Annotated in this window: 23 protein-coding genes; 12 read left to right on the top strand and 11 right to left on the bottom strand. The window is 71.4% G+C overall.

Translation table 11 applies throughout. The features are described from left to right. Nucleotides 1-11 precede the first annotated feature (11 nt). From atpA to ACWEQG_RS25525, 5 genes are all read left to right on the top strand, one after another. Nucleotides 12-1,661 (top strand): F0F1 ATP synthase subunit alpha, encoded by a 1,650-nt coding sequence (gene atpA, locus ACWEQG_RS25545; RefSeq protein WP_363463687.1) that lies wholly within the window; start codon nucleotides 12-14, stop codon nucleotides 1,659-1,661. 3 nt (nucleotides 1,662-1,664) lie between these two features. Further along, the gene (locus tag ACWEQG_RS25540) at nucleotides 1,665-2,564 is read left to right on the top strand and encodes a F0F1 ATP synthase subunit gamma (RefSeq protein ID WP_452288357.1); all 900 of its coding nucleotides are present in this window, start codon (nucleotides 1,665-1,667) and stop codon (nucleotides 2,562-2,564) included. A 1-nt stretch (nucleotide 2,565) separates the two neighbouring features. Continuing rightward, nucleotides 2,566-3,993: a F0F1 ATP synthase subunit beta gene (atpD, locus tag ACWEQG_RS25535; RefSeq protein WP_363463690.1), complete on the top strand. Its 1,428-nt coding sequence runs from the start codon at nucleotides 2,566-2,568 to the stop codon at nucleotides 3,991-3,993. 71 nt (nucleotides 3,994-4,064) lie between these two features. Next, the gene (locus tag ACWEQG_RS25530; RefSeq protein ID WP_346226167.1) at nucleotides 4,065-4,466 is read left to right on the top strand and encodes a F0F1 ATP synthase subunit epsilon; all 402 of its coding nucleotides are present in this window, start codon (nucleotides 4,065-4,067) and stop codon (nucleotides 4,464-4,466) included. Between the two features lie 19 nt (nucleotides 4,467-4,485). Then, complete coding sequence (locus ACWEQG_RS25525) at nucleotides 4,486-4,884, top strand: DUF2550 domain-containing protein (RefSeq protein WP_452288355.1); 399 nt, start codon at nucleotides 4,486-4,488, stop codon at nucleotides 4,882-4,884. A gap of 43 nt (nucleotides 4,885-4,927) precedes the next feature. Here ACWEQG_RS25525 and ACWEQG_RS25520 read toward each other — a convergent pair whose 3' ends face one another. The 6 genes from ACWEQG_RS25520 to nucS form a co-directional block, all read right to left on the bottom strand. After that, complete coding sequence (locus ACWEQG_RS25520; RefSeq protein WP_452288353.1) at nucleotides 4,928-5,545, bottom strand: cob(I)yrinic acid a,c-diamide adenosyltransferase; 618 nt, start codon at nucleotides 5,543-5,545, stop codon at nucleotides 4,928-4,930. A 28-nt stretch (nucleotides 5,546-5,573) separates the two neighbouring features. Next, entirely contained in the window at nucleotides 5,574-6,182 is a 609-nt protein-coding gene (locus ACWEQG_RS25515) for a TetR/AcrR family transcriptional regulator (RefSeq protein ID WP_452288351.1), read from the bottom strand. 212 nt (nucleotides 6,183-6,394) lie between these two features. Continuing rightward, a complete protein-coding gene (locus tag ACWEQG_RS25510; protein ID WP_452288349.1) occupies nucleotides 6,395-6,583 on the bottom strand; it encodes a hypothetical protein in 189 nt (62 codons plus the stop codon). After that, nucleotides 6,580-7,443 (bottom strand): ABC transporter permease, encoded by an 864-nt coding sequence (locus ACWEQG_RS25505; protein WP_452288347.1) that lies wholly within the window; start codon nucleotides 7,441-7,443, stop codon nucleotides 6,580-6,582. Before ACWEQG_RS25505 ends, ACWEQG_RS25510 begins: the two co-directional genes overlap by 4 nt. Nucleotides 7,444-7,495: 52 nt before the next feature. Next, nucleotides 7,496-8,380: an ABC transporter ATP-binding protein gene (locus ACWEQG_RS25500; protein WP_452288346.1), complete on the bottom strand. Its 885-nt coding sequence runs from the start codon at nucleotides 8,378-8,380 to the stop codon at nucleotides 7,496-7,498. A 131-nt stretch (nucleotides 8,381-8,511) separates the two neighbouring features. Then, the gene (gene nucS / locus ACWEQG_RS25495; RefSeq protein WP_452288344.1) at nucleotides 8,512-9,186 is read right to left on the bottom strand and encodes an endonuclease NucS; all 675 of its coding nucleotides are present in this window, start codon (nucleotides 9,184-9,186) and stop codon (nucleotides 8,512-8,514) included. Between the two features lie 210 nt (nucleotides 9,187-9,396). On the opposite strand from nucS, the gene ACWEQG_RS25490 reads away from it, so the two are divergent. From ACWEQG_RS25490 to ACWEQG_RS25480, 3 genes are all read left to right on the top strand, one after another. Further along, the gene (locus ACWEQG_RS25490) at nucleotides 9,397-9,714 is read left to right on the top strand and encodes an ATP/GTP-binding protein (protein WP_363463704.1); all 318 of its coding nucleotides are present in this window, start codon (nucleotides 9,397-9,399) and stop codon (nucleotides 9,712-9,714) included. A 20-nt stretch (nucleotides 9,715-9,734) separates the two neighbouring features. Next, on the top strand, nucleotides 9,735-10,439 hold the full coding sequence (locus ACWEQG_RS25485; RefSeq protein WP_169982014.1) for an alpha/beta hydrolase: 705 nt from the start codon (nucleotides 9,735-9,737) through the stop codon (nucleotides 10,437-10,439). A gap of 67 nt (nucleotides 10,440-10,506) precedes the next feature. Continuing rightward, nucleotides 10,507-11,277, top strand: a complete 771-nt coding sequence (locus tag ACWEQG_RS25480) for an alpha/beta fold hydrolase (protein WP_452288342.1) — start codon at nucleotides 10,507-10,509, stop codon at nucleotides 11,275-11,277. Between the two features lie 113 nt (nucleotides 11,278-11,390). On the opposite strand, the gene ACWEQG_RS25475 is transcribed toward ACWEQG_RS25480, so the two are convergent. Both ACWEQG_RS25475 and mce read right to left on the bottom strand, forming a co-directional pair. Further along, complete coding sequence (locus ACWEQG_RS25475) at nucleotides 11,391-12,692, bottom strand: DivIVA domain-containing protein (protein WP_452288340.1); 1,302 nt, start codon at nucleotides 12,690-12,692, stop codon at nucleotides 11,391-11,393. Nucleotides 12,693-12,872: 180 nt separating this feature from the next. Then, on the bottom strand, nucleotides 12,873-13,295 hold the full coding sequence (gene mce / locus ACWEQG_RS25470) for a methylmalonyl-CoA epimerase (protein WP_139575889.1): 423 nt from the start codon (nucleotides 13,293-13,295) through the stop codon (nucleotides 12,873-12,875). A gap of 93 nt (nucleotides 13,296-13,388) precedes the next feature. Between mce and ACWEQG_RS25465 the strand changes: the two genes are divergently transcribed. After that, nucleotides 13,389-14,582 (top strand): acetyl-CoA C-acetyltransferase, encoded by a 1,194-nt coding sequence (locus tag ACWEQG_RS25465; protein WP_452288338.1) that lies wholly within the window; start codon nucleotides 13,389-13,391, stop codon nucleotides 14,580-14,582. Between the two features lie 12 nt (nucleotides 14,583-14,594). After that, nucleotides 14,595-15,623: a methylmalonyl Co-A mutase-associated GTPase MeaB gene (meaB, locus tag ACWEQG_RS25460; protein WP_452288336.1), complete on the top strand. Its 1,029-nt coding sequence runs from the start codon at nucleotides 14,595-14,597 to the stop codon at nucleotides 15,621-15,623. Nucleotides 15,624-15,670: 47 nt separating this feature from the next. Here meaB and ACWEQG_RS25455 read toward each other — a convergent pair whose 3' ends face one another. Next, nucleotides 15,671-16,393, bottom strand: a complete 723-nt coding sequence (locus tag ACWEQG_RS25455; protein ID WP_452288334.1) for a DUF4230 domain-containing protein — start codon at nucleotides 16,391-16,393, stop codon at nucleotides 15,671-15,673. A gap of 275 nt (nucleotides 16,394-16,668) precedes the next feature. Then, nucleotides 16,669-18,738, bottom strand: coding sequence for a hypothetical protein (locus tag ACWEQG_RS25450; RefSeq protein ID WP_452288333.1), 2,070 nt, complete (start codon nucleotides 18,736-18,738; stop codon nucleotides 16,669-16,671). 427 nt (nucleotides 18,739-19,165) lie between these two features. Between ACWEQG_RS25450 and ACWEQG_RS25445 the strand changes: the two genes are divergently transcribed. After that, nucleotides 19,166-19,711 carry a MarR family winged helix-turn-helix transcriptional regulator gene (locus ACWEQG_RS25445; protein WP_363463714.1) on the top strand — a complete coding sequence of 182 codons (546 nt, stop codon included), beginning with the start codon at nucleotides 19,166-19,168 and terminating at the stop codon, nucleotides 19,709-19,711. Here ACWEQG_RS25445 and ACWEQG_RS25440 read toward each other — a convergent pair. Then, nucleotides 19,701-21,050, bottom strand: coding sequence for a serine hydrolase (locus ACWEQG_RS25440; RefSeq protein ID WP_452288331.1), 1,350 nt, complete (start codon nucleotides 21,048-21,050; stop codon nucleotides 19,701-19,703). The two genes, ACWEQG_RS25445 and ACWEQG_RS25440, sit on opposite strands and share 11 nt — an antisense overlap. Here ACWEQG_RS25440 and ACWEQG_RS25435 point away from each other — a divergent pair. Then, nucleotides 21,049-21,192, top strand: coding sequence for a hypothetical protein (locus ACWEQG_RS25435; protein ID WP_452288329.1), 144 nt, complete (start codon nucleotides 21,049-21,051; stop codon nucleotides 21,190-21,192). The genes ACWEQG_RS25440 and ACWEQG_RS25435 overlap by 2 nt on opposite strands. Nucleotides 21,193-21,297: the final 105 nt, after the last annotated feature.

The raw sequence follows: 21,297 nt of genomic DNA, 5'->3' as shown, positions 1-21,297 counted from the left end.
ACAAGAAAGAGATGGCGGAGCTTACGATCCGGCCGGACGAGATCCGGGACGCCCTTGAGCGCTTCGTCCAGGCGTACGAGCCGGAAGGTGCCGCGCGCGAGGAGATCGGGACCGTCGTCGACGCCGGGGACGGCATCGCCCATGTCTCCGGCCTGCCCTCGGCGATGGCGAACGAGCTGCTCGAGTTCGAGAACGGCACGCGCGGCCTGGCGCTGAACCTCGACGTCCGCGAGATCGGTGCGGTCGTCCTGGGCGACTTCAGCGGTATCGAGGAGGGTCAGCAGGTCCGCCGTACCGGCGAGGTCCTGTCGGTCCCGGTCGGCGACGACTTCCTCGGCCGCGTGGTCGACCCTCTGGGCAACCCGCTCGACGGCAAGGGCCCGATCGCCGCCGAGGGCCGCCGCGCCCTCGAGCTGCAGGCCCCCTCGGTGGTCCAGCGCCAGCCGGTGAAGGAGCCGCTGCAGACCGGCCTCAAGGCGATCGACGCCATGACGCCGATCGGCCGCGGCCAGCGTCAGCTGATCATCGGCGACCGCGGCACCGGCAAGACCGCGATCGCGGTCGACACGATCCTCAACCAGAAGGAGAACTGGCTCTCCGGCGACCCGAGCCGCCAGGTTCGCTGCATCTACGTCGCCGTAGGCCAGAAGGGCTCCACGATCGCCCAGGTGCGGGGCCGCCTCGAGGAGGCGGGCGCGCTGGAGTACACCACCATCGTCGCCGCTCCGGCTTCCGACCCCGCGGGCTACAAGTACATCGCTCCGTACACCGGTTCTGCCATCGGTCAGCACTGGATGTACCAGGGCAAGCACGTGCTGATCGTCTTCGACGACCTGACCAAGCAGGCCGACGCCTACCGCGCTGTGTCGCTGCTGCTGCGTCGTCCGCCGGGCCGTGAGGCGTTCCCCGGCGACGTCTTCTACCTCCACTCGCGTCTGCTGGAGCGCTGTGCCAAGCTCTCCGCCGACATGGGCGGCGGCTCGATGACCGGTCTGCCGATCATCGAGACCAAGGGCAACGACGTGTCGGCGTTCATCCCGACCAACGTCATCTCCATCACCGACGGCCAGTGCTTCCTGGAGACCGACCTGTTCAACGCCGGCGTCCGCCCGGCGATCAACGTCGGTGTCTCGGTCTCCCGAGTCGGTGGTTCCGCGCAGGTCAAGGCCATGCGCAAGGTGGCCGGTACGCTCCGTCTGTCGCTGTCCCAGTACCGCGACCTCGAGGCCTTCGCCGCCTTCGCCTCCGACCTGGACGCGGCCTCCCGCGCCCAGCTGGAGCGCGGCGCCCGCCTGGTCGAGCTGCTCAAGCAGCCGCAGTACAGCCCGTTCCCGGTCGAGAAGCAGGTCGTCTCGGTGTGGGCCGGCACCACCGGCGAGCTGGACGACGTGCCGGTGGAGGACATCCGCCGGTTCGAGGCCGAGTTCCTCGACTACCTCGGGACCACCCAGAAGGGTGTCTTCGACAGCATCCGGGAGACCAAGGAGCTGACGGACGACACGGTGACCTCCCTCAAGGACGCCATCACGGAGTTCAAGAAGGGCTTCACCACCTCCAGCGGTGAGCTGCTCGTCAACGACGAGCCGGTGGAGGCGCTGGACGCCAGCGCGGTCGGCCAGGAGAAGGTCGTCAAGCACGTCCGCAAGGCCGAGGCGAAGTAACCCATGGGTGCCCAGCTTCGACAGCTGCGGCGGCGGATCAAGTCGGTCAAGTCCACCGCGAAGATCACCCGCGCGCAGGAGCTGATCGCCTCGTCGCGCATCGTCAAGGCGCAGCAGCGGATGCAGGCGGCCGTGCCGTACGAGCGGGAGATCACGCACGCCGTGTCGGCGGTCCTGTCGAACACGACGAACGTCGATCACCCGCTCACGGTGGCCAAGGAGCAGCCGGCCACGGCCGGCGTCCTGATCGTCACCAGCGACCGCGGATTCGCCGGCGGCTACAACGCCAACATCCTCCGTGAGGCCGAGGCGTTGAAGGGCCACCTGGTCGGGCGCGGCCTGACGGTGAAGCCGTACGTCGTGGGCCGCAAGGGCCTCACCTGGCACCGCTTCCGGAGCCGGGAGATGTTCGGCGAGTGGGACGGCTTCTCCGACAACCCGTCGTACGGCAACGCCAAGGAGATCGCCGACACGCTCATCACGGCGTTCAAGGCGGAGGACGGGATCGACGAGATCCACGTCGTCTACACCGGGTTCGTCTCGATGCTGACGCAGAACGTGATCGTCAAGCGGATCCTGCCGCTCGAGGTCGAGGAGACGGAGACGCCCCCGGAGGGCATCCCGCCGTACTACGAGTTCGAGCCGACGGCCGGTGACGTGCTCGATTCGCTGCTGCCGCGGTACATCGAGTCACGCATCTACAACGCGCTGCTCCAGTCGGCCGCCTCCGAGCACGCCGCGCGGCGCCGCGCGATGAAGTCGGCCACCGACAACGCCAACGAGCTCATCCGCGTGTTCACCCAGCAGATGAACCAGGCGCGTCAGGCCGAGATCACCCAGGAAATCAGCGAGATCGTCGGTGGCGCGAACGCGCTGGCTGACGCCGCAGCGGGGAAAGAGTGAAATGACCGCACAGACTGTTGAGACCACCGTGGGCCGTGTCGCCCGCGTCACCGGTCCGGTCGTCGACGTGGAGTTCCCCGTCGAGGCCATGCCGGACATCTACAACGCGCTCACCGTCGACGTCGAGCTCGGCGGCGAGAGCAAGACCCTGACCCTCGAGGTCGCCCAGCACCTCGGCGACAACATCGTCCGGGCCATCTCCATGCAGCCGACCGACGGCCTCGTCCGCGGCGCCGCCGTCTCCGACACCGGCGCGGCGATCTCGGTGCCCGTCGGCGACGCCGTCAAGGGCCACGTGTGGAACGCCCTCGGTGAGCCGCTCGACGCCGACAAGGCGACGCTGCAGGTCACCGAGCGGTGGCCGATCCACCGCCCGGCCCCGGCCTTCGACCAGCTCGAGGCCCGTACGGAGATGCTGCCCACCGGCATCAAGGTCATCGACCTGCTCACGCCGTACGTGAAGGGCGGCAAGATCGGTCTGTTCGGCGGCGCGGGCGTCGGCAAGACCGTTCTGATCCAGGAGATGATCCGCCGCGTCGCGCTGAAGTTCTCGGGCACCTCGGTGTTCGCGGGCGTCGGCGAGCGCACCCGTGAGGGCAACGACCTGTGGCTGGAGATGGAGGAAGCGGACGTCCTCAAGGACACCGCGCTCGTCTTCGGGCAGATGGACGAGCCCCCGGGCACCCGTCTGCGGGTGGCGCTGTCCGCTCTGACCATGGCGGAGTACTTCCGCGACGTGCAGAAGCAGGACGTGCTGCTGTTCATCGACAACATCTTCCGCTTCACCCAGGCGGGTTCGGAGGTCTCCACGCTGCTCGGCCGTATGCCGTCCGCCGTGGGTTACCAGCCGACCCTCGCCGACGAGATGGGTGTGCTCCAGGAGCGCATCACCTCGACCCGTGGTCACTCGATCACCTCCATGCAGGCGATCTACGTGCCCGCGGACGACATCACCGACCCGGCGCCGCACAACGCGTTCGCGCACCTCGACGCGCAGACCGTTCTGTCCCGGCCGATCTCGGAGAAGGGCATCTACCCCGCGGTGGACCCGCTCGACTCCTCCTCGCGGATCCTCGACCCGCAGATCATCGGTGAGGAGCACTACGCGGTCGCCCAGGAGACCAAGCGGATCCTGCAGAAGTACAAGGAACTGCAGGACATCATCGCCATCCTGGGCATCGACGAGCTCTCCGAAGAGGACAAGGTCACCGTCCAGCGGGCGCGCCGCATCGAGCGGTTCCTGTCCCACCCGATGTACGCCGCCGAGGCGTTCACCGGCCAGCCGGGCGAGTTCGTGCCGCTGGACGAGACCATCGCCTCGTTCAAGGGCCTGTGCGCCGGCGAGTACGACCACCTGCCCGAGCAGGCCTTCTTCATGGTCGGCGGCATCGAGCAGGCCATCGCCAAGGCGAAGGAACTCGAGCGCTAGGACGCCTACGACGCCTGTGCGGCACGGCCGAGGCCGGGCCGTACAGGCGTCCGTCGAAAGGGAGCTGAGAAGTGGCAAAGCTTCGCGTGGGCGTCGTGTCGCCGGAACGTGAGATCTGGACGGGCGAGGCCGACATGGTCATTGCCAAGACCGTGGACGGCGAGATCGGTATTATGCCGAACCACGCTCCCGTTCTCGGTGTCCTCGTCGAGGGCGGGGTGCTGCGCGTCAAGCGCGGCGACGGAGGCGACCTCGTGGCCGCGGTGCACGGCGGATTCATCTCCGTCGCCGACAACGACGTGTCGATCCTGGCGGAGGCGGCCGAGCTCGGCTCCGAGGTCGACGTCGCGCGGGCCAAGGACGCGCTGCAGCGTGCTCAGGCCTCGATCGAGGCCGACCAGGAGGACGCGGACGCACGGCTGAAGGCCAAGCGTGCGGCTGCCCGGCTGCGGGCGGCCGGCGAAGAGGTCTGACAACAGGAGGAGGGCGGCATTGGCGGCGCTTGGGGTACTCGCGGGCGTCTTCGCCGTGGCCGCACTCCTCGTCCTCCGGGGCTTCGTCCTGGCACGTGCCCGGGGCACGATCGTCTGCCGGGTACGGGACGACCGGGGAGGCTGGAAGAGCGGGGTCGCCCGCTACGTAGGGGGAGAGCTCCACTGGATCCCGTTCCTGGGACTCGGATTGAGGCCGCGCCACGCGATCGCGAGGCGCGGCCTCACCGTTTCCAGCCGGAGGATGCTCGACACGGGTGAGGGACCCGCCGGCTACTGGACCGTCGTCTGCTCGGCCGAGCGCGGCCCGCTGTCCCTCGCGATGAGCGAGGACGCGCTGACCGGCTTCCTGGCCTGGCTCGAGTCCGCCCCGCCCAGCGCCCACCTCGACGCCGCCTGACCCGCGCGCGGCCCAGATGGCGCCTCGCCCCTTGGTGACTGTGCTAGCGGGTGGCGCCGGGCTTCCAGAGGATCTCGTCGCCGGCGGAGGCCACGCGGCAGAGGATGAACATCAGGTCGGACAGGCGGTTCAGATACTTGGCCGTCAGGGGGTTCACGTCGTCGTGCGCCTCCAGCGCCGCCCAGGCCGACCGCTCGGACCGCCGTACGATCGTGCGGGCGAGGTGGAGAAAGGCGACGGGCGGGGCGCCGCCCGGAAGGATGAAGCTGCGCAGCGGCTTCAGTTCCGCGTTGAAGCGGTCGCACTGCTCCTCGAGCCAGGTGATGTACGACTCCTCCACGCGCAGCGGAGCAAAGTACTCCCTCTGCGCGGCTCCGCCACGACCGGGGTCTTCCACGACGGGGCAGCACAGGTCGGCGCCGACGTCGAACAGCTCGTTCTGCACTCTGCGCAGGACGGCCGCGACCTCCTCGGACAGGCCCCCCGTCGCGAGGGCCACTCCGATGGCGGCGTTGGCCTCCTCCACGTCCGCGTAGGCGGTCAGGCGGGGGTCGGTCTTGCGGGTGCGGCTCATGTCACCCAGGGCGGTCGTGCCGTCGTCGCCCGTCTTCGTGTAGATCTTGGACAGGACGACCGGTGTGTCGTTGTCGGCTCGGGTCATGCCGCTCAGCGTAGTCACCGCGCCCGGATCACTGAGCGGAGGCCGCCACAGGGCCCTCGGAGGCGAAGGTGCGGCGGAAGATGTACACGCAGGCCTCGATGAGCTGCTCGGTGGGCGGGGACGGCTCGGTCACCACCCACTCGATGAGTAACTCGGTGAGGGCGCCGATGAGCCCGAGCGCCAGCAGGTGGAGGTCGAGGGGAGGCATGCGGGTCGCGCCCCGCGCCGAGGACTCGATGACCTTGGTGAACGAGGCCACCGCCTGCTGGCGGGCGCCGCTGAGCACGTTGCCGGCCCGCCGCACCTCCAGGTGCATCAGGCGGGCGCGCCGTACGTCCTTGGTGACGAAGCGGATGTATTCGGCGATTCCGGCGACGATGCGGTCGTCGAGCGTGGGCGGGGCCTTGTCGATCGCCTCGGTGACCGACCTTAGCGTCTCCTCGATACACCTCTCGTAAACCGCGCGCATGAGGTCCTCGCGGCTGGAGAAGCATTCGTAGAAGGCACGATTGGAGATGCGCGCCGTAGCGCACAGCCTCTCGATGGTGGTGGCGTGGAAGCCGGGCTGGGCGAACAAGGTGTATGCGGCTGATATGAGCCGTTCCCTCCTGTCTGCAAGCCTTTCGGCAGCCGACATCCCCCGATAGTCCCGTCCCGCCACTTTTCACCTCACCGTGTCATGGTCCCCCCAGAACTCACATTATGAACGCAAGATCCTTTTTGTGGAAGTGCCGGGAAATGTGCACTTCCGGGCTATGCCAAAGAAGGTCAATGGCTTGACAAGGCCGTCAAGAGGTCAGCACGCTTACCAATTGAGATAGATCAGTCTCGCTGCAATTGCATCGGCAATTACAGCAGACCGTGCGCCAGGGTGGTCGTCACCGCGGCGGTGCGGTCGGACACGTCGAGTTTCGTGAAGACCCGCAGCAGATGGTCTTCACCGTGGTCCCACTGAACTTCCGGAGGCGTCGCCCGGGCCGCGTCCTCGAGCCCGCCGGCCGAAGACCGGCGGGCGCCGCGCTCCGCGATCGAGCTCATCCGTCGCGCCGCCCCTTCCAGCGGAACGTCGTCACGCACAGCACGAGACCACCGACGAGCCAGGCGGCCAGGACCAGGGCCACCCTGCCCAGCTCGTACGACCCGGTCAGCTCCAGCGCGGCCCCCGCGTCGCCCAGGAAGACCGCCCGGAACCCCTGGCACATCCACTTCAGCGGGAAGATCGAGGCGGCGTTGACCAGCCAGTCGGGCAGCTGCGTGATCGGGATGAAGACCCCGGAGACGAACTGCAGGACGACGAACGGCAGGCTGATCACCGCGGTCGCGCTCTTGCCGGAGCGGGGCAGGCCGCTGACGGCGATGCCGAGCACCGAGGCGGCCGACACGCCGAGCACGAACACCCAGGCGAACGTGAGCCAGGTCGACACCTCTGCGGGCAGCTCCAGGTCGTAGAACAGCACCGCGATGGCGAGCAGGATGGCCACCTGGAGCACCGTCATCACCAGCACGCTGCCGATCTTGCCGATGAAGTACGCCGCACGCGGCATCGGCAGCCCGACGAGCCGCTTCAGCGTGCCGTCCTCCCGGTCGCCCGCGATGCCGATGCCGAGGTTCTGGAACCCCGTGCCCATCACGCCCGAGCCGATGAGCCCGGCGGTGTAGAGCTGGGCGACGGTGACGCCGGTCCCCTCGGCGCTGCCGGAGAAGATCGAGGCGAACAGCACCAGGAACACGATCGGCAGGGCGAAGGTGAAGAGGACGGCGTCCCTCTCCCGGAAGAGCACCTTCGTCTCGACGGCCGCGCGGGCCAGCGCGATCCTGAGCGGGGACGGCAGGGGCGCCGCCGCCCGCGGGACGGCGGCCGGATCGGTGGCCGGATTGGCGGCAGGGGTGGCGGTCACAGCGCACTCTCCACAGGCGCTACGGAGGCCGGATCGGGGGCGGGGGTTCTGTTCATGGCGCACTCTCCACGGGAACGGCGGCGGGCTCCGGAGCGCTGCCGGCGGGCGGCTCCTCCGCCTCGATGAGGCGGAGGTAGACGTCCTCCAGCGTGGGCCGGGTGACGGTGAGGCCGGGGATCTCCCCGTCGTACCTGCTCGACAGCTCCAGGACGGCCTGAGTGGGGTTGTCGGTCTCGATCTCGCCGTCCGACCAGGCCACCCTGGCCCTCGCGGTGGCCCGGCCGCCCAGCGTGGCGGGGTCGCCTTGGGCGACCACGCGCCCCCGCGCCACGACGGCCACCCGGTGGGCCAGCGTCTCGGCCTCCTCCAGGTAGTGCGTGGTCAGCACGATCGTCGTGCCGTCGTGGGCCAGCCCTTCGATGAGCTCCCAGAACCTCCGCCGGGCCTCGGGGTCGAAGCCCGTCGTCGGCTCGTCCAGGAACAGCAGCTCGGGGCGGCCGATGACGCCGAGGGCGACGTCCACCCGGCGGCGCTGGCCGCCGGAGAGCTGGCGGAGGCGTTTGCCGGCGCTGTCGGTGAGCCCGACCTGTTCCATGAGCTCGTCCGGATCGCGGGGGTTCGCATAGTAGGTGGCGAAGTGCCGCAGGGTCTCCCGCACGGTCAGCTCCGCCCGGTCGTCGGCAGTCTGCAGCACGATGCCGATGCGGGACCGCCAGTCGCGGGTCGGCCGGGCCGGGTCCCTGCCCAGCACGCTGACCTCTCCCGCGTCGCGCTGGCGGTATCCCTCGAGAATCTCGACCGTGGTCGACTTGCCCGCGCCGTTCGGGCCGAGGACGGCGAACACCTCGCCGTGCTCGACGTCCAGGTCCAGGCCCGCGACGGCCTGGACCTCGCCGTACCGCTTCTTCAGTCCTCGTACGCGTATGGCGTGCTTCATGCCCCAAGGATCCACCAGGCGCGGATCAAGGAACACCCTCGACCGGACGATGATCGGTGTCCTCCGTACGGTGGACATCCGGTGCCGCCGTGCCTACCGGCCCGTGACCGGGACTTCGCGGGCTGACCGGTTCAGAAGAGCGTCGGATTCTCCGGCTCGATGCCGCGCAGGGCGTCGTAGTCGAGCGTCACGCAGTCGATGCCGCGGTCGGCGGCGAGCACGCGGGCCTGCGGCTTGATCTCCTGCGCGGCGAAGATCCCCTTGACCGGAGCCAGGCGCGGGTCGCGGTTGAGCAGTTCGAGATAGCGGGTGAGCTGCTCCACGCCGTCGATGTCGCCACGACGCTTGATCTCCACTGCCACCGTGCCGCCGAGGTGGTCGCGGCACAGGATGTCCACGGGACCGATCGCGGTCATGTACTCCCTGCGCACCAGCGTCCAGCCGTCCCCGAGCGTGGTGATGTGCTCGGCGAGCAGTTCCTGCAGGTGCGCCTCGACGCCGTCCTTGCGCAGCCCCGGGTCGACGCCCAGCTCGTGGCTGGAGTCGTGCAGGACCTCCTCGATCGTCAGCACGAGCTTCTCCCCGGTCTTGCCGTGGACGACCGACCAGGTGAGCACGCCGTCGATCTCCTCCTCGCGGACCTTGCAGGGAGGGTTCATCCAGTTCAGAGGCTTGTACGCCCGGTCGTCCGCATGGATCGAGACCGAGCCGTCCGCCTTCATCAGGATGAGCCGAGGGGCCATGGGGAGATGGGCGGTGAGCCGTCCCACGTAATCCACGCTGCACCGCGCGATGACCAGCCGCATGTGCGCCAACCCTACCGGGATCGCGGAGGTCCCGAGGCGTTCTGGGAGACTGCCCGGCACGGCCCGGACGTCGGACGAGACCGGAGTGCGGGCCGGCGTAGTGCGCGAAGCCCGGGGCGTCCGCGCGTACGACGGCTGAGCCGGTGCTGGAAGAATGGGCTGTCATCTCCCGTTCTTGCCTGACATGAGCCCCCCGGAAGGATGCCCGCCGTGAGCCCCCGCCGTGCCCGCCGCCGCGGCCCGTTCGAACGTCCGGACGGCCGTGCCGTACGGCCCGTGGGGTCCCAGGTGCCCGGAGTGGACCGGGTGGAGAGCGCGCACGACGGCGAGTGGGTCGTGCGCAACGTCTCCGGCGCCGCCCAGGGCAAGGCGTACCGGTGCCCGGGATGCGAGCAGGAGATCAGGCCGGGGCTGCCGCATGTGGTGAGTTGGCCGGCCTGGTCCGGGGGAGAGGACGAGCGGCGGCACTGGCACACCGCGTGCTGGCGCAACCGGGCCAACCGGGGTCCGGGCCGCAGCCGCTACTGACACGAGCTTTTGAGGTGGGAATGGACATCAGGGCGTCCACGGTGCTGCCTGCCCGGCGCGAGGACATCGAGCTGCGAACGGCCGACGGGCTGACCCTCGTCGGCGAGCTGGCGCTGCCGGAGAGCCGGCCGCCGGTGGCGACGCTGGTCTGCCTGCATCCCCTGCCCACCCACGGCGGGATGATGGACAGCCACGTGCTGCGCAAGGCGTCCTACCGGCTGCCCGCGCTCGCCGACATCGCCGTGCTGCGTTTCAACACGCGGGGCACGACCTCCGACCGGGGGACCTCCCAGGGGGCCTTCGACGGCGGCGAGGGGGAGCGGTGGGACGTCGCCGCCGCCCTGGAGTACGCCGACTTCCACGACCTGCCGAACGCCTGGCTGCTCGGCTGGTCGTTCGGCACCGAGCTGGCCCTGAAGTGGGGCCGCGACCCGATCGTGCGGGGCGCGATCCTGCTGTCGCCGCCGCTGAAGCGGGCCGGCGAGAAGGACGTCGCCGCCTGGGGGGAGTTCGGCCGCCCGCTGGTCGCCCTGGTGCCTGAGCACGACGACTACCTGCGGCCGGAGGAGGCCGTACACCGGTTCGCGGCGGCCCCGCAGGCCGAGGTCGTCGGCGTGGAGGGGGCCAAGCACCTGTGGGTCGGCGAGCCGTACGTGCGGATCGTGCTGAACGAGATCGTCAAGCGCGTGAACGCCGCCGCGGCCCCGCTGCCGACCACGGTCTGATGGAGCCGGGGATCGCGAATCGGTGACGAACGGCGGCGGTGGGCGCGCGGCGCGTTACCGTGACCTGATGCAGCTGTACTCGCGATCCGCCGGGAGCGGCCTGCCAGTCGTCCTGCTCCACGCGTTCCCCCTGTCCTCCGCGATGTGGCTCGCCCAGCGCGAGGGACTCGCGTCCGCCTGCCGCGTGATCACTCCGGACCTGCGCGGCTTCGGCGGCACTGTGCTCGGCGACGACGAGCCCTCGATCGACCTCATGGCCGACGACGTGGCCGGCCTGCTCGACAGGGAGGGCGTCGACCGTGCGGTGATCGGCGGCCTGTCCATGGGCGGCTATGTGGCGATGGCGCTGTGCCGCCGCCACCCGGACCGCGTACGCGCCCTGATCCTCGCCGACACCAAGGCGCAGGCCGACCCCGAGCCGGCCCGGGCGAACAGGGAGCGCATCGCCGCCGCGGTCCTGGAAGGCGGCACGGACATCCTGGTGACCGAGTCGCTGCCCGCGATGGTCGGCGCGACCACCAAGGAGCGCAGGGGGATGGTCCTCGGGCGCGTGCGCGGGCTCGTCCAGGCGGCGCCGCCCGCGGCCGTCGCGTGGGCCCAGCGGGCGATGGCCGCGCGGCCCGACGCGTTCGGCACGTTGCGGTCGCTGACGGTGCCCGCGCTGGTCGTCGTGGGCGACGAGGACGAGCTGTCGCCGATCACGGACGCCCGGGCGATGGCGGACGCCATCCCGGGGGCACGGCTCGCCGTCATCGAGAAGGCGGGCCACCTGTCGGCCATCGAGCAGCCGGAAGCGTTCAACCGGATCGTCGCCGAGTTCGTCACGTCCCTCGGCTGACCTGTCTCGTACGGGTCCCCTCGGCTGGTCCCGGCGACACGAGAGCGGGGCCCGGCGCCAGGCGCCGGGCCCCGCTCAGATAGCCGTCGCAGACTCCCCGAGTGTGCCGGTGGTTACTCCTGCCACCACTCCGCGTCGTCGTCGCTCTTGGTGGAGCTGATCGGCTCGACCGCCGGCGTGGCGGGCACGGCCGGCTTCTCCGCGACCGGCGGAGCCGACAGGGCCGGCTTCGGCGGGGCCGCGGTGACGGGCGCCGGCTCCGGGTCGCCGCCCGGCAACGGGGCGCCGCCGAGCAGCTGGCGGAGCTGGGCGAGGTGGCTGGTGATGCTGTCGCGCTGGCGGGTGAGCTCGTCGACCTGGCGCTGCATCGCCGTACGGGTGCGCTCGGCCTCGCTCTTGGCCTCGGTCACGATCGTGTCGGCGCTGGCCTTGGCGTCGGCCACCAGCTGGTCGGCGTTCTTGCGGGCGTTGGCCAGCAGCTGCTTGGCGTGGGTGTCGGCCTCGCGGCGGGTCTGCTCCGCCTGCTGCGTGGCCTTGGCGGCCCGCTGCTCGGCGGTGGCGGCACGCTGCTCGGCCTCGGCCACCAGCTTCTGGGTGTTGGCCTGGGCGGTGGCGTGCCGCTCGGCCTCCTGGCGCTCGGCCTCCTCGCGGCGGGCGGCGAGCTGGATCTCGAACTCCGCCTCGTCCTGGGCGCGCTTGGCCTCCGACTCCTCCAGGATCCGCTGCGCCTGGGCCCGCATCTCGTCCGCCTGGCGCTTGGCGGTGGTGAGCACCTCGTCGCGCTCGCGCTTGGTCGAGGCCCGCAGCTGGGCGACCTCGCGCTCCGTCGTGGTGCGCAGCTTGGCGATCTCGCGCTCGGCGTCCGCCCGCTTCTCCGCGACCTCGTGGTCGGCGGTGGCGCGGATCTTGGCGACCTCGCGCTCGGTGGTGGCGGTCAGCTCGTCGGACTCGCGCCTGGCCGTCGAGCGGATCTCCTCGGCGTCGCGCTCGGCGCTGCTGCGCATCTCCTCGGCCTCGCGCGCCGCGAGCGCCCGCTTCTCGGCCGCCTCGTTCTCCGCCGCCGCACGCAGGTCGGCGGCGTCCACCTTCGCGGCGGCGCGAATCTCGTTCGCCTCCGACCTGGCCGCCTGGACGAGCTCGGTGGCCTGCTCCTCCGCCAGCCTGAGCAACTGCTCGATGCGGGCGCCGAGGCCGGAGTACGTCGGCCTCTCCTGCTCCTGCAGCTGGCGCTGGGAGTCGGACAGCTCCCGCTGGAGGGCGCTGACCTGTTCCTTCGCCTGACGCAGTTCGGTGTCGAGAGTCTTCAGGTGGTCGTGGACCTGGTGCCGGTCATAACCCCGGAGCACCACGTCGAATTCGCGAGATGGAGCGTCCTCGAAGAAGTTGTTGAGCTGGGCGTCGATGTCGGACTGCATGAGGCTCGATCCTGGTTGTCGAGACGGCTACAGGGGCCGGACGGGGGGTCGTTCCGAGGCGAGGAAGCCGGTGTGGCGTCCACGTCCGGTGGTACGCCAGCGTACTCCGGTACTGCCGCGTTGGAGGCCCCCTCCGACTTTCTGCGCGACTTGTTACGTATGAACGTTTCTTGCGTTTGCCTAGCGCCTGGACGTCTCGACGAGCTCGGTGAGGACCCCTCCCACGTCCTTGGGATGCAGGAACGCGATCGAGGCTCCCATCGACCCGTGCCTGGGCCGCTCGTCGATCAGGCGCACGCCCTTCGCCCCGATCTCCTCCAGGGCCTTGGTGACGTCCGCCACGCCGTACCCGATATGATGCACGCCCTCGCCCCGCTTGGCGAGGAACCTGCCCACGGCGGTGTCGGGGTGCAGCGGCTCGAGCAGCTGGACGTACGACGCGCCCTGGTCGCCGTCGGCCACGTGCAGCATGGCCTCCCGGACGCCCTGCTCCTCGTTCACCTCGCGGCTGACGACGGTCAGGCCGAAGACGGACTCGTAGAACTCGATCTTCTCTTCCAGGTTGTGGCAGGCAACGCCCACGTGGTCGATCCGCAGCAGCATCGCCGTCTCCCTTCGCCGCGCCCGCTTCCGGGCGGCCGTACTACTCCTGGGTATGGTGACACCGTCGCCCCGATCTCGTAGTGGAGGGTCTCAATGTCTGGTTCCGTCATCGTCGCCGGAGCACGCACACCGATCGGACGGCTCCTCGGCTCGCTCTCCGATCTGTCCGCGGTCGAGCTGGGCGGGATCGCGATCAAGGCCGCGCTGGAGCGTGCGGGCGTCTCCCCCGACCAGGTCCAGTACGTGATCATGGGGCAGGTTCTCCAGGCCGGGGCCGGGCAGATCCCCTCGCGCCAGGCGGCGGTGAAGGCCGGCATCCCCATGACCGTGCCCTCCCTCACCATCAACAAGGTCTGCCTGTCGGGCCTGGACGCGATCGCGCTGGCCGACCAGCTCATCCGCGCGGGCGAGTTCGACGTCGTCGTCGCGGGCGGCATGGAGTCGATGACGAACGCGCCGCACCTGCTGCCCGGCCTGCGCAAGGGCGTGAAGTACGGCGACGCCGGGATCCTGGACGCGATGGCCCACGACGGGCTCACCGACGCGTTCGACCAGATCGCGATGGGGGAGTCCACCGAGCACCACAACGCCCGGCTCGGCCTGACCCGGGAGGAGCAGGACGAGTTCTCCGCGCGGTCGCACCAGCGCGCCGCCGAGGCGACGGAGAAGGGCCTGTTCGACGACGAGATCGTCCCGGTGCCGCTGCCGCAGCGCAAGGGTGAGCCGGTGCTGTTCTCGGCCGACGAGGGCATCCGCAAGGACACCACGGTCGAGGTCCTGTCGAAGCTGCGCCCGGCGTTCACCAAGGACGGCACCATCACGGCCGGGTCGGCCTCGCAGATCTCCGACGGCGCCGTCGCCGTGGTCGTGATGTCGAAGGCCAAGGCCGAGGAGCTGGGCCTCGAATGGCTGGCCGAGATCGGCGCGCACGGCAACGTGGCCGGCCCGGACAACTCGCTCCAGTCCCAGCCCGCCAACGCCATCAAGCAGGCGCTGGCCAAGCAGGGGCTGTCCGTCGGCGACCTCGACCTGCTGGAGATCAATGAGGCGTTCGCCCAGGTCGTGCTGCAGTCGGCGAAGGAGCTCGGCGTCCCGCTCGACAAGGTCAACGTCAACGGCGGCGGCATCGCGCTCGGCCACCCGATCGGCGCGTCCGGCGCCCGGATCGTGCTGGCCCTGGCCCACGAGCTGAAGAGGCGCGGCGGCGGCCTCGGCGCGGCCGGCCTGTGCGGTGGCGGCGGCCAGGGCGACGCGCTGATCGTCCGGGTGCCCGCGCCCGGCGCCTGAACGGAGCCGCAGGTGGACGTCCGTGAGCTCGTCGGGCAGGCGCGGCGGGGACGGCCGCGCGCGGTGGCGCGGCTGATCTCGCTCGTGGAGAACGCCGTGGAGAACGCGGTGGAGAACGCGGGGCGGACAACGGCCGGCACCGCGGGTCATGCCGGGGGAGACCAGGCGGGTGCCGCGGCGGCGAGCCGTGCCCTGCGTGAGGCGATGGCCGAGCTGGCCACCGGCGCCGCCCGGCCGTACAGCGCCCGGGTCATCGGCCTGACCGGCTCACCCGGCGTCGGCAAGTCGACCTCGACCGGCATGCTCATCCGGGCCTTCCGCAGGCGCGGCAGCAGGGTGGGGGTGCTGGCGGTCGACCCGTCCAGCCCGTTCACCGGCGGCGCCCTGCTCGGCGATCGCGTACGCATGCAGGACCACGCGACCGACCCCGGCGTCTTCATCCGCAGCATGTCGAGCCGGGGGCACCTCGGCGGGCTCGCGTGGGCCACGCCGCAGGCGCTGCGCGTGCTGGAGGCCGCCGGGTGCGACGTGATCCTCGTCGAGACGGTCGGCGTCGGGCAGGCCGAGGTGGACATCGCCCGCCTGGCCGACACGACCGTCGTCATCCTCGCTCCCGGCATGGGCGACGGCGTGCAGGCCGCCAAGGCGGGCATCCTCGAGGTCGCCGACGTCCTGGTGGTGAACAAGGCCGACCGCGACGGCGTCCAGGCGACCGTGCGGGAGCTGCGGAACATGACGGGCCTCGTCGAGGCGGCGTGGCGGCCCCCGATCGTCACGACCGTCGCCTCCAGGGGCGAGGGCGCCGACGACCTGCTGGCCGCGCTGGACAAGCACCACGCGTACCTGGAGGAGTCCGGCGAGGCCCGCAGGCGGCGGCTGGCCCGGGCCCGCGACGAGATCGAGGCCATCGCGCTGGCCCAGCTCCGGTCGCGCTTCGCCGTGCTCCACGGGGATCGCCTCGACGCGCTCGCCGAGCGGCTGCTCGGCGCCGAGACCGACCCCTACGCCGCCGCCGACGACCTCATCGCGGCGCTGCGCTGAGCCCGCGGCCCTGCCCGTACGGCTCTCGCCTCACGGCGGCCGACGGGTCAGGGCTCGCCGGCGTACTTGACCGTGATCGTCGTGAAGCCGAGGGACTTCAGCATGCCCTCCAGCATGGCCTTGGTGTTCTGGTCGGCCCGGGAGCGCAGGTCGCTGGCGGCCGCCGCCTCCGCGATCTTGTTTTCGGCCAGCACGTAGAGCTCCTGCTGGTTTTGCGGGGACGACGACAGGAAGTCGGAGATCCGGTCGAAGATGCCCCGCTCCTGTGCGAAGACGTACGACCGCTTGTTGTCGAGGTTGGGCTTCTCCAGTTCGGCGTGCGGCAGCCGCACCGTCACGGTCGTGCGGTCGGGGGAGACCGTGAAGGCTTCCTTGGGCAGGGAGGAGAAGTCCACGTAGGCGTCCACGTTCCCGGCTCCCACGAAGAGCGTCCGGGAGCCCTTGATCGCGTCGGGCACGAACTTCGCGTCCTTCTCCAGGTCGACGATGACCTGGAAGTTGCCGGTCGCGGCCTCGAACCGGCTCAGGTTCTGCACCGACCGGAGCAGCGCGGGGCCGCTGCGGTCGATGGTCTGCTCGCCCAGCGGGTTGAGCCAGGACCAGGTCAGCCGGGCGCCGACCACGAGCAGCAGGACCACGAACAGCAGGCCGGCGAGCACCCGCCAGCCGCGCCGGGAGCGGCGTGCGGGGGCCCCGGCGCTGTCCGCGGCGTCGGTGGCGGCGGCGCCGGAGTCGGCCGGCGCGAACGAGGGACGGGTCTGACGGTCCACGCCGGAAATCTTCCCGGTATTCCGGCCCTCTCACTCATCGCAAGATCGATTCTGCCGAGAAGCCCTGCTTCGGCCCTCCGAAACCCGTCTTTCGTCCGGCCCATGCGCCCGGCGCGGCCCCGCCGGGGCCTCTCGTGGCGCCGCGCGTCTCCGTGGCGCCGCGCGTCTCCGTGGCGCCGCGCTACGAGGCGGGGCCGGACGCCGGTGTGCCCGGTACCGCCCGTCGGGTGCACCCTCCACGGTTGGGGCGTGCAGGGGGCGTCCACCACCGCGCGCTACGGGGCGGGGGCCAGGAGCGCGCCGGGTACGCCGGCCACGCCGGGGTCCTCCTGCGCGCTCTCCCGGGGGTCCGTCTCGCGGGCGCCGGTGGCGTCGCCCGCGGCGGGCCGGGAACGGTCGGTGCGTCCGGCGTCGTGCCCGGGACTCCGGTCCTTCCCCGCAGCGCCGGGAGCGCCGCCGTGGGTGCCACCGGGGGGACGGCCGGAGGCGCCGCCGTGACCGGGGACGCGCTCGGGCCGGGCGCGACGCCCGCCCCGGGCGTCGTCCGCGCCCTGTCCGCCGTTTCCATGAGGTCCTCCCGCCCGGCCGGGGCCGCCCTGCCCCGACGGCCGCCCACGGTCCGGCAGGTTCCCGCCCTGCGCCGCCGGACCGCCGGGCCGGAGGCGGCCGGGCTGGGAAGCGCCGGGCGTGTCCGGAACGGGGGACGGGCTCCCGCCGGGCTCGCCCGGCCGATCGGGGGACGCCGGGTCCCCGGGCCTGCCGGTCCTTCCGGGCCGCCAGGGGTGCGGAGACCGCCCCCGGCCACGGGACCAGGGGACGTCTCTGCGGGCGCCTTCGCCGCCCGGCACGCCCCACGACCCCGGACCACCCCGACCCGCCGGAATCCGGCCCGCCGGATCCTGACCTGCCGGCCCCTGGCCCGCGGGGCTCGGGCCGGTCCACCCCATACCGGTTCCGCCGGCGCCCGGGTCCGCGCTCCGCTCCCAGCCGGGCTCCGAGCCGGCCGGCATGCCGGTGGCGACGGCCGTACCCGGATAGCTCGGCTCAACCGGATAGTTCGGCGCGTACGCGGGGGTGGGGCTCGCCGGATAGACCGTCGCCACGGGGCCGGCGGGCTGGGAGCCGCCGCCGAAGTGCCTGGCCTGCAGCCCGCAGGAGACGAAGTCGGAGTAGAACATGCGCAGCCAGTCGCGGCGCTGGGCCTCGGTCAGTTCGGAGAACCACACGGAGGCCTGGTGATGCTCGCGCAGCGGTCCGCCGGGCAGTGAGACGCCCCGCAGCCACGCGACGACGATGCCCCGGTAGCCCGCGGCCGCGGTTCCCGGGCAGGGACGGGCCAGGCGGTTGAGGAACTCGGTGGCCGCCCGCTGGGCGTACCCGGACCCGAGGTCGTCGATGTGGACGACGACCACCTCCGAACCTGCCGGGTCCTCCTCGCCGTACGCCCGTTGCTCCACCCGGTGGAAGGCGGCCGGTGTCCCGTTCAGGCGCATCGCCAGCGCGGTGAACACGGTGGCGAGCTCGGCCAGCCCTCCGCGCAGCGCCGGGTGAACGCACACGCTTATCGGCCATTCCTGGCACACGAGGCGTTCGCTCACGGGCATCGTCCGCGGCCCGGTGACGAGCCGGGCCGCGCCGGTCCCCGCGGCCAGGACGGCGATCACCGCGGCGGCCAGCGCCAGCGTCCGCCGGGTCACCAGGGCCACCCAGCCGAGCAGCAGCGCGGTGCTGAGGCCCAGCAGCCAGAGCGTCTGGTCCGTGTACGCGGTCTCGCTGACGCCCGCGATCAGGTCGTACGGCTCACCCGTGGCGGGGGTGAGCCGGTCGGCCCAGTTGGGCCCGGTGGCCAGCCAGGCGAACAGCCCGTACGTGCCGGCGCCCGCGATCAGCGGCACGACGAAGACCGGCACGAGCCAGCCCAGGATCCAGCCGACCACGACATACAGCCCCAGCCCGGCGACGGACATGGCGAGACCGCCGGGCAGCAGCGGCCCGCCCTGCCCGGTCAGCGCGGCGCGCAGCCCGAGCAGCAGCACGGTCGCCCCGAAGGAGCCGGTGACGACCGCGATGATCGACAGCGGTGCCCGTGCGGCCCGCCACGGCGTCAGGACGCGGCCACGCTCGGCGCGGCGCCGGCGGAACGCGACCCAGGCCGCGAACGCGGCTCCGAGCGGTCCCGTCAGGCGCAGCGAGCCGATGACGGCCGCCACTATGTCATCCCAGTCCATGAAACCGGGAATGAGGACGCTCCACGCGGCGACGAGCGCCAGCACGAGCAGCACGGTCGCCGCGACCAGCGCGCCGTGTCTCAGCTCACCGCGTGAACCGCCCCTATGCTCACCCACAACAGGGCGCGGCACATGGCCGCGCCGCCGAAGTCCGGCGCGCATGCGGCGCCGGGACAGCGATGCTGTCCATCGAGAATCTCCCCCGTGTCTGTGTGAGCGGTGCGCGAACCGACGCCGTTCCCCGTGGCGCTGGTTCGCCGGCCGGCCTCGCCTCGCCCGCCGTCGGACGCGTCCCCCGCGGACCCCCCTTGCCCCGGCGAGACCGCCCCGGATATCCGGGCGGTCACGCGAGACAAGATCCGCGAGACGTCCTCTAGCAGACGGGGTTCCCCGTGCCGCCGGGTTTGCCGCCGCCTCACCTTTCGACGTGGCAACCATAACGGAGCGTGACCCTGGCGGGGGGAGTTCTGGGGTCAAGGAATGAATTCGGTTACGCTCGGTGCGCCGGTCGATCTTGGTCGGCGTCGCGCTACCGTATATCGCTGTGTCCGTTCCGCCCAGCTCAGAGCCGCCGCCCACGGGTGGCCCCCGGCCGCTCAAGCTCCCGTTCGACCCGATCGAGCGGGCGGCCGAGACCTGGCGTTCGACCTTCGGCCCGTCGTCCGCCATGGCCGCCGTCACTTCGATCATGAGAGCCCATCAGATCCTGCTGGCGCAACTGGACACGCTGCTCAAGCCGTACGACCTGACCTTCGCCAGGTACGAGGCCCTCGTGCTGCTCACGTTCAGCCGGGCCGGGTCGCTGCCGTTGTCGAAGATCGGCGAGCGGCTGATGGTGCATCCGACGAGCGTGACCAACACGGTGGACCGCCTCGAACGGGCCGGCCTGGTCCGCCGCATGCGCAACCCGCGGGACGGCCGCGGCGTGCTCGCCGAGATCACCGACGAGGGCCGGGACATCGTACGGCGGGCCACGGCCGACCTGATGGACGCGGGTTTCTGCCTGGGCATGTACGACGACGCCGAGCTCGGCGAGATGTTCGGCCTGCTCAAGACCCTGCGCGTCGCCGCGGGGGACTTCAGCCCCTGACGCGGTCCTTCGCCAGCATCGCGAACGAGCCCCGGACGAGGGCCAGCAGTTCGGGCGCGGCCGCGGTCTCGTCGAGCGCGGTGTGGGGGTCGCTCGTGAGCGCGGTCACCACGTACGTCCTGCCCGCGGCGTCACGGGCGAGGTAGCCCATGGCGAGGACGCCGGGCTCGGAGCCGCCCTTGTACCAGACGGTGGGCCAGGCCTTCGGGTCGAGCCCCAGCCCGGCGTCGTTGGCCGACATGGCCTCGTCGAGGGGCGGAGTGTTCAGCGCGGACAGGCCCGCGAAGGCGCGGCAGACGTCGCCGGGCGAGGCCAGCCACTCCAGCCTGCCGATGTCCCTGGGCTTGGCCCACGGCTTCACCTCGCTCAAGGGCGTACGGGCGACGGTGGTGTCCAGGTAGCGGTACCGCCGGGAACGGTCGAGCGACAGGTACGTCTTCGCGAGGCGGGGGTAGTCCGCGCCCTTGAGGAGGAAGAGCTCCCTGGTCGTGAGGAAGGGCCGGTTCAGCGACGCGTGACGGGACCACGTGCTCATCCGGGTCTCCACCCTCGCGCGGCCGACCTTGTCGATCAGCAGGTCGGCGCCCGTGTTGTCGCTGATCGAGATCATCAGCTTGGCCGCCTCCCGTACGGAGACCGTGCTGTTGTCCGGACGGTCCTGAAGCGTGCCGCTGGGCAGGCTCTTCAATCCGGGCCGGATGGTCAGGGGCGTGTCCCAGGAGAGCCGGCCCTTCTTGACCTGCTCCGCCGTCGCGCCCAGCACGTACAGCTTGAACATGGAACCGAGCGGCCGTGGGGCGTCCGGCGCGACGGCGTGCACGGGACGGCACCTGCCGTCCTTGCGCACCTCCGCCGCGAGGAAGCCCACCCGGGGCGCGAGCGCACGCAGCCGCTTGTCCAGTTCGGCCCAGCTGCCCGGCGCCGGACGCTGTTCGAGGGTGAACCCGAGGCCGTCGATCCTGCCGTCGCCGTCGACGGACATGGTGATCTGGAGCCGCCCCTGCCCGGTGGTCACCAGGCCGGACAGGGAGGTGGGTGTGGCCTCGGACAGCGACTCGAGCCGCAGGGCGCCCAGGCTCTTCAGGACCTCGTTGAGCTGGGCCGGGGGGACCTGCGCGAGGAAGCCGGCGCTGAAGTGCGCCCTGATCTGGTCCTCGGGGATCGGGAGGGCCGCGGCCGCCGTCAGGAGCCAGCGCAGCTGCTCGCCCACCGGCGAGTTCGGGATGTCCGGAGTGCCGGTGGGAGCGGGAGTGGGCGCCGCAGTGGTGCCGGCGGCGGTGACAGCCGCGGTGGCGGGGGTGGCGGTGGCCGCCACGGCGAGCGCCAGTGCCGCGCTCATGAGGGGAATCGTCAACCTGCACGTCGAACTGGTGCGCATCGATCTCGGCGCGGTCGGCACGAGAGAGCTCCTTCGCGGTAGGGAATGCGGCGCCCGGGAACGGGCCGTCGGCGGTTCGCCGCGGCGGTGGGCGTTCACGTGATCTCACGCTAAGGATCACTGCGCGGTCGCGACACCCGGCGAGCCCCCGGGCGGCGGGCTGCGGAGGGCCGCACCGAACGTGAGGACAACCTCATAGACGGCGGAC

Source organism: Microbispora sp. NPDC004025, from assembly GCF_053604425.1.
This window is presented reverse-complemented; position numbering and strand designations above follow the sequence as displayed.

Excerpts from the sequence above, each read along its gene's own strand:
- atpA (WP_363463687.1), top strand. The coding sequence starts at position 12 with ATGGCGGAGCTTACGATCCGGCCGGACGAGATCCGGGACGCCCTTGAG.
- ACWEQG_RS25540 (WP_452288357.1), top strand. The coding sequence starts at position 1,665 with ATGGGTGCCCAGCTTCGACAGCTGCGGCGGCGGATCAAGTCGGTCAAG.
- atpD (WP_363463690.1), top strand. The coding sequence starts at position 2,566 with ATGACCGCACAGACTGTTGAGACCACCGTGGGCCGTGTCGCCCGCGTC.
- ACWEQG_RS25520 (WP_452288353.1), bottom strand. The coding sequence starts at position 5,545 with ATGACCCGAGCCGACAACGACACACCGGTCGTCCTGTCCAAGATCTAC.
- ACWEQG_RS25515 (WP_452288351.1), bottom strand. The coding sequence starts at position 6,182 with ATGTCGGCTGCCGAAAGGCTTGCAGACAGGAGGGAACGGCTCATATCA.
- ACWEQG_RS25510 (WP_452288349.1), bottom strand. The coding sequence starts at position 6,583 with ATGAGCTCGATCGCGGAGCGCGGCGCCCGCCGGTCTTCGGCCGGCGGG.
- ACWEQG_RS25500 (WP_452288346.1), bottom strand. The coding sequence starts at position 8,380 with ATGAAGCACGCCATACGCGTACGAGGACTGAAGAAGCGGTACGGCGAG.
- nucS (WP_452288344.1), bottom strand. The coding sequence starts at position 9,186 with ATGCGGCTGGTCATCGCGCGGTGCAGCGTGGATTACGTGGGACGGCTC.
- ACWEQG_RS25485 (WP_169982014.1), top strand. The coding sequence starts at position 9,735 with ATGGACATCAGGGCGTCCACGGTGCTGCCTGCCCGGCGCGAGGACATC.
- ACWEQG_RS25480 (WP_452288342.1), top strand. The coding sequence starts at position 10,507 with ATGCAGCTGTACTCGCGATCCGCCGGGAGCGGCCTGCCAGTCGTCCTG.
- ACWEQG_RS25475 (WP_452288340.1), bottom strand. The coding sequence starts at position 12,692 with ATGCAGTCCGACATCGACGCCCAGCTCAACAACTTCTTCGAGGACGCT.
- mce (WP_139575889.1), bottom strand. The coding sequence starts at position 13,295 with ATGCTGCTGCGGATCGACCACGTGGGCGTTGCCTGCCACAACCTGGAA.
- ACWEQG_RS25465 (WP_452288338.1), top strand. The coding sequence starts at position 13,389 with ATGTCTGGTTCCGTCATCGTCGCCGGAGCACGCACACCGATCGGACGG.
- ACWEQG_RS25435 (WP_452288329.1), top strand. The coding sequence starts at position 21,049 with ATGAGGGGAATCGTCAACCTGCACGTCGAACTGGTGCGCATCGATCTC.
- ACWEQG_RS25440 (WP_452288331.1), bottom strand. The coding sequence starts at position 21,050 with ATGAGCGCGGCACTGGCGCTCGCCGTGGCGGCCACCGCCACCCCCGCC.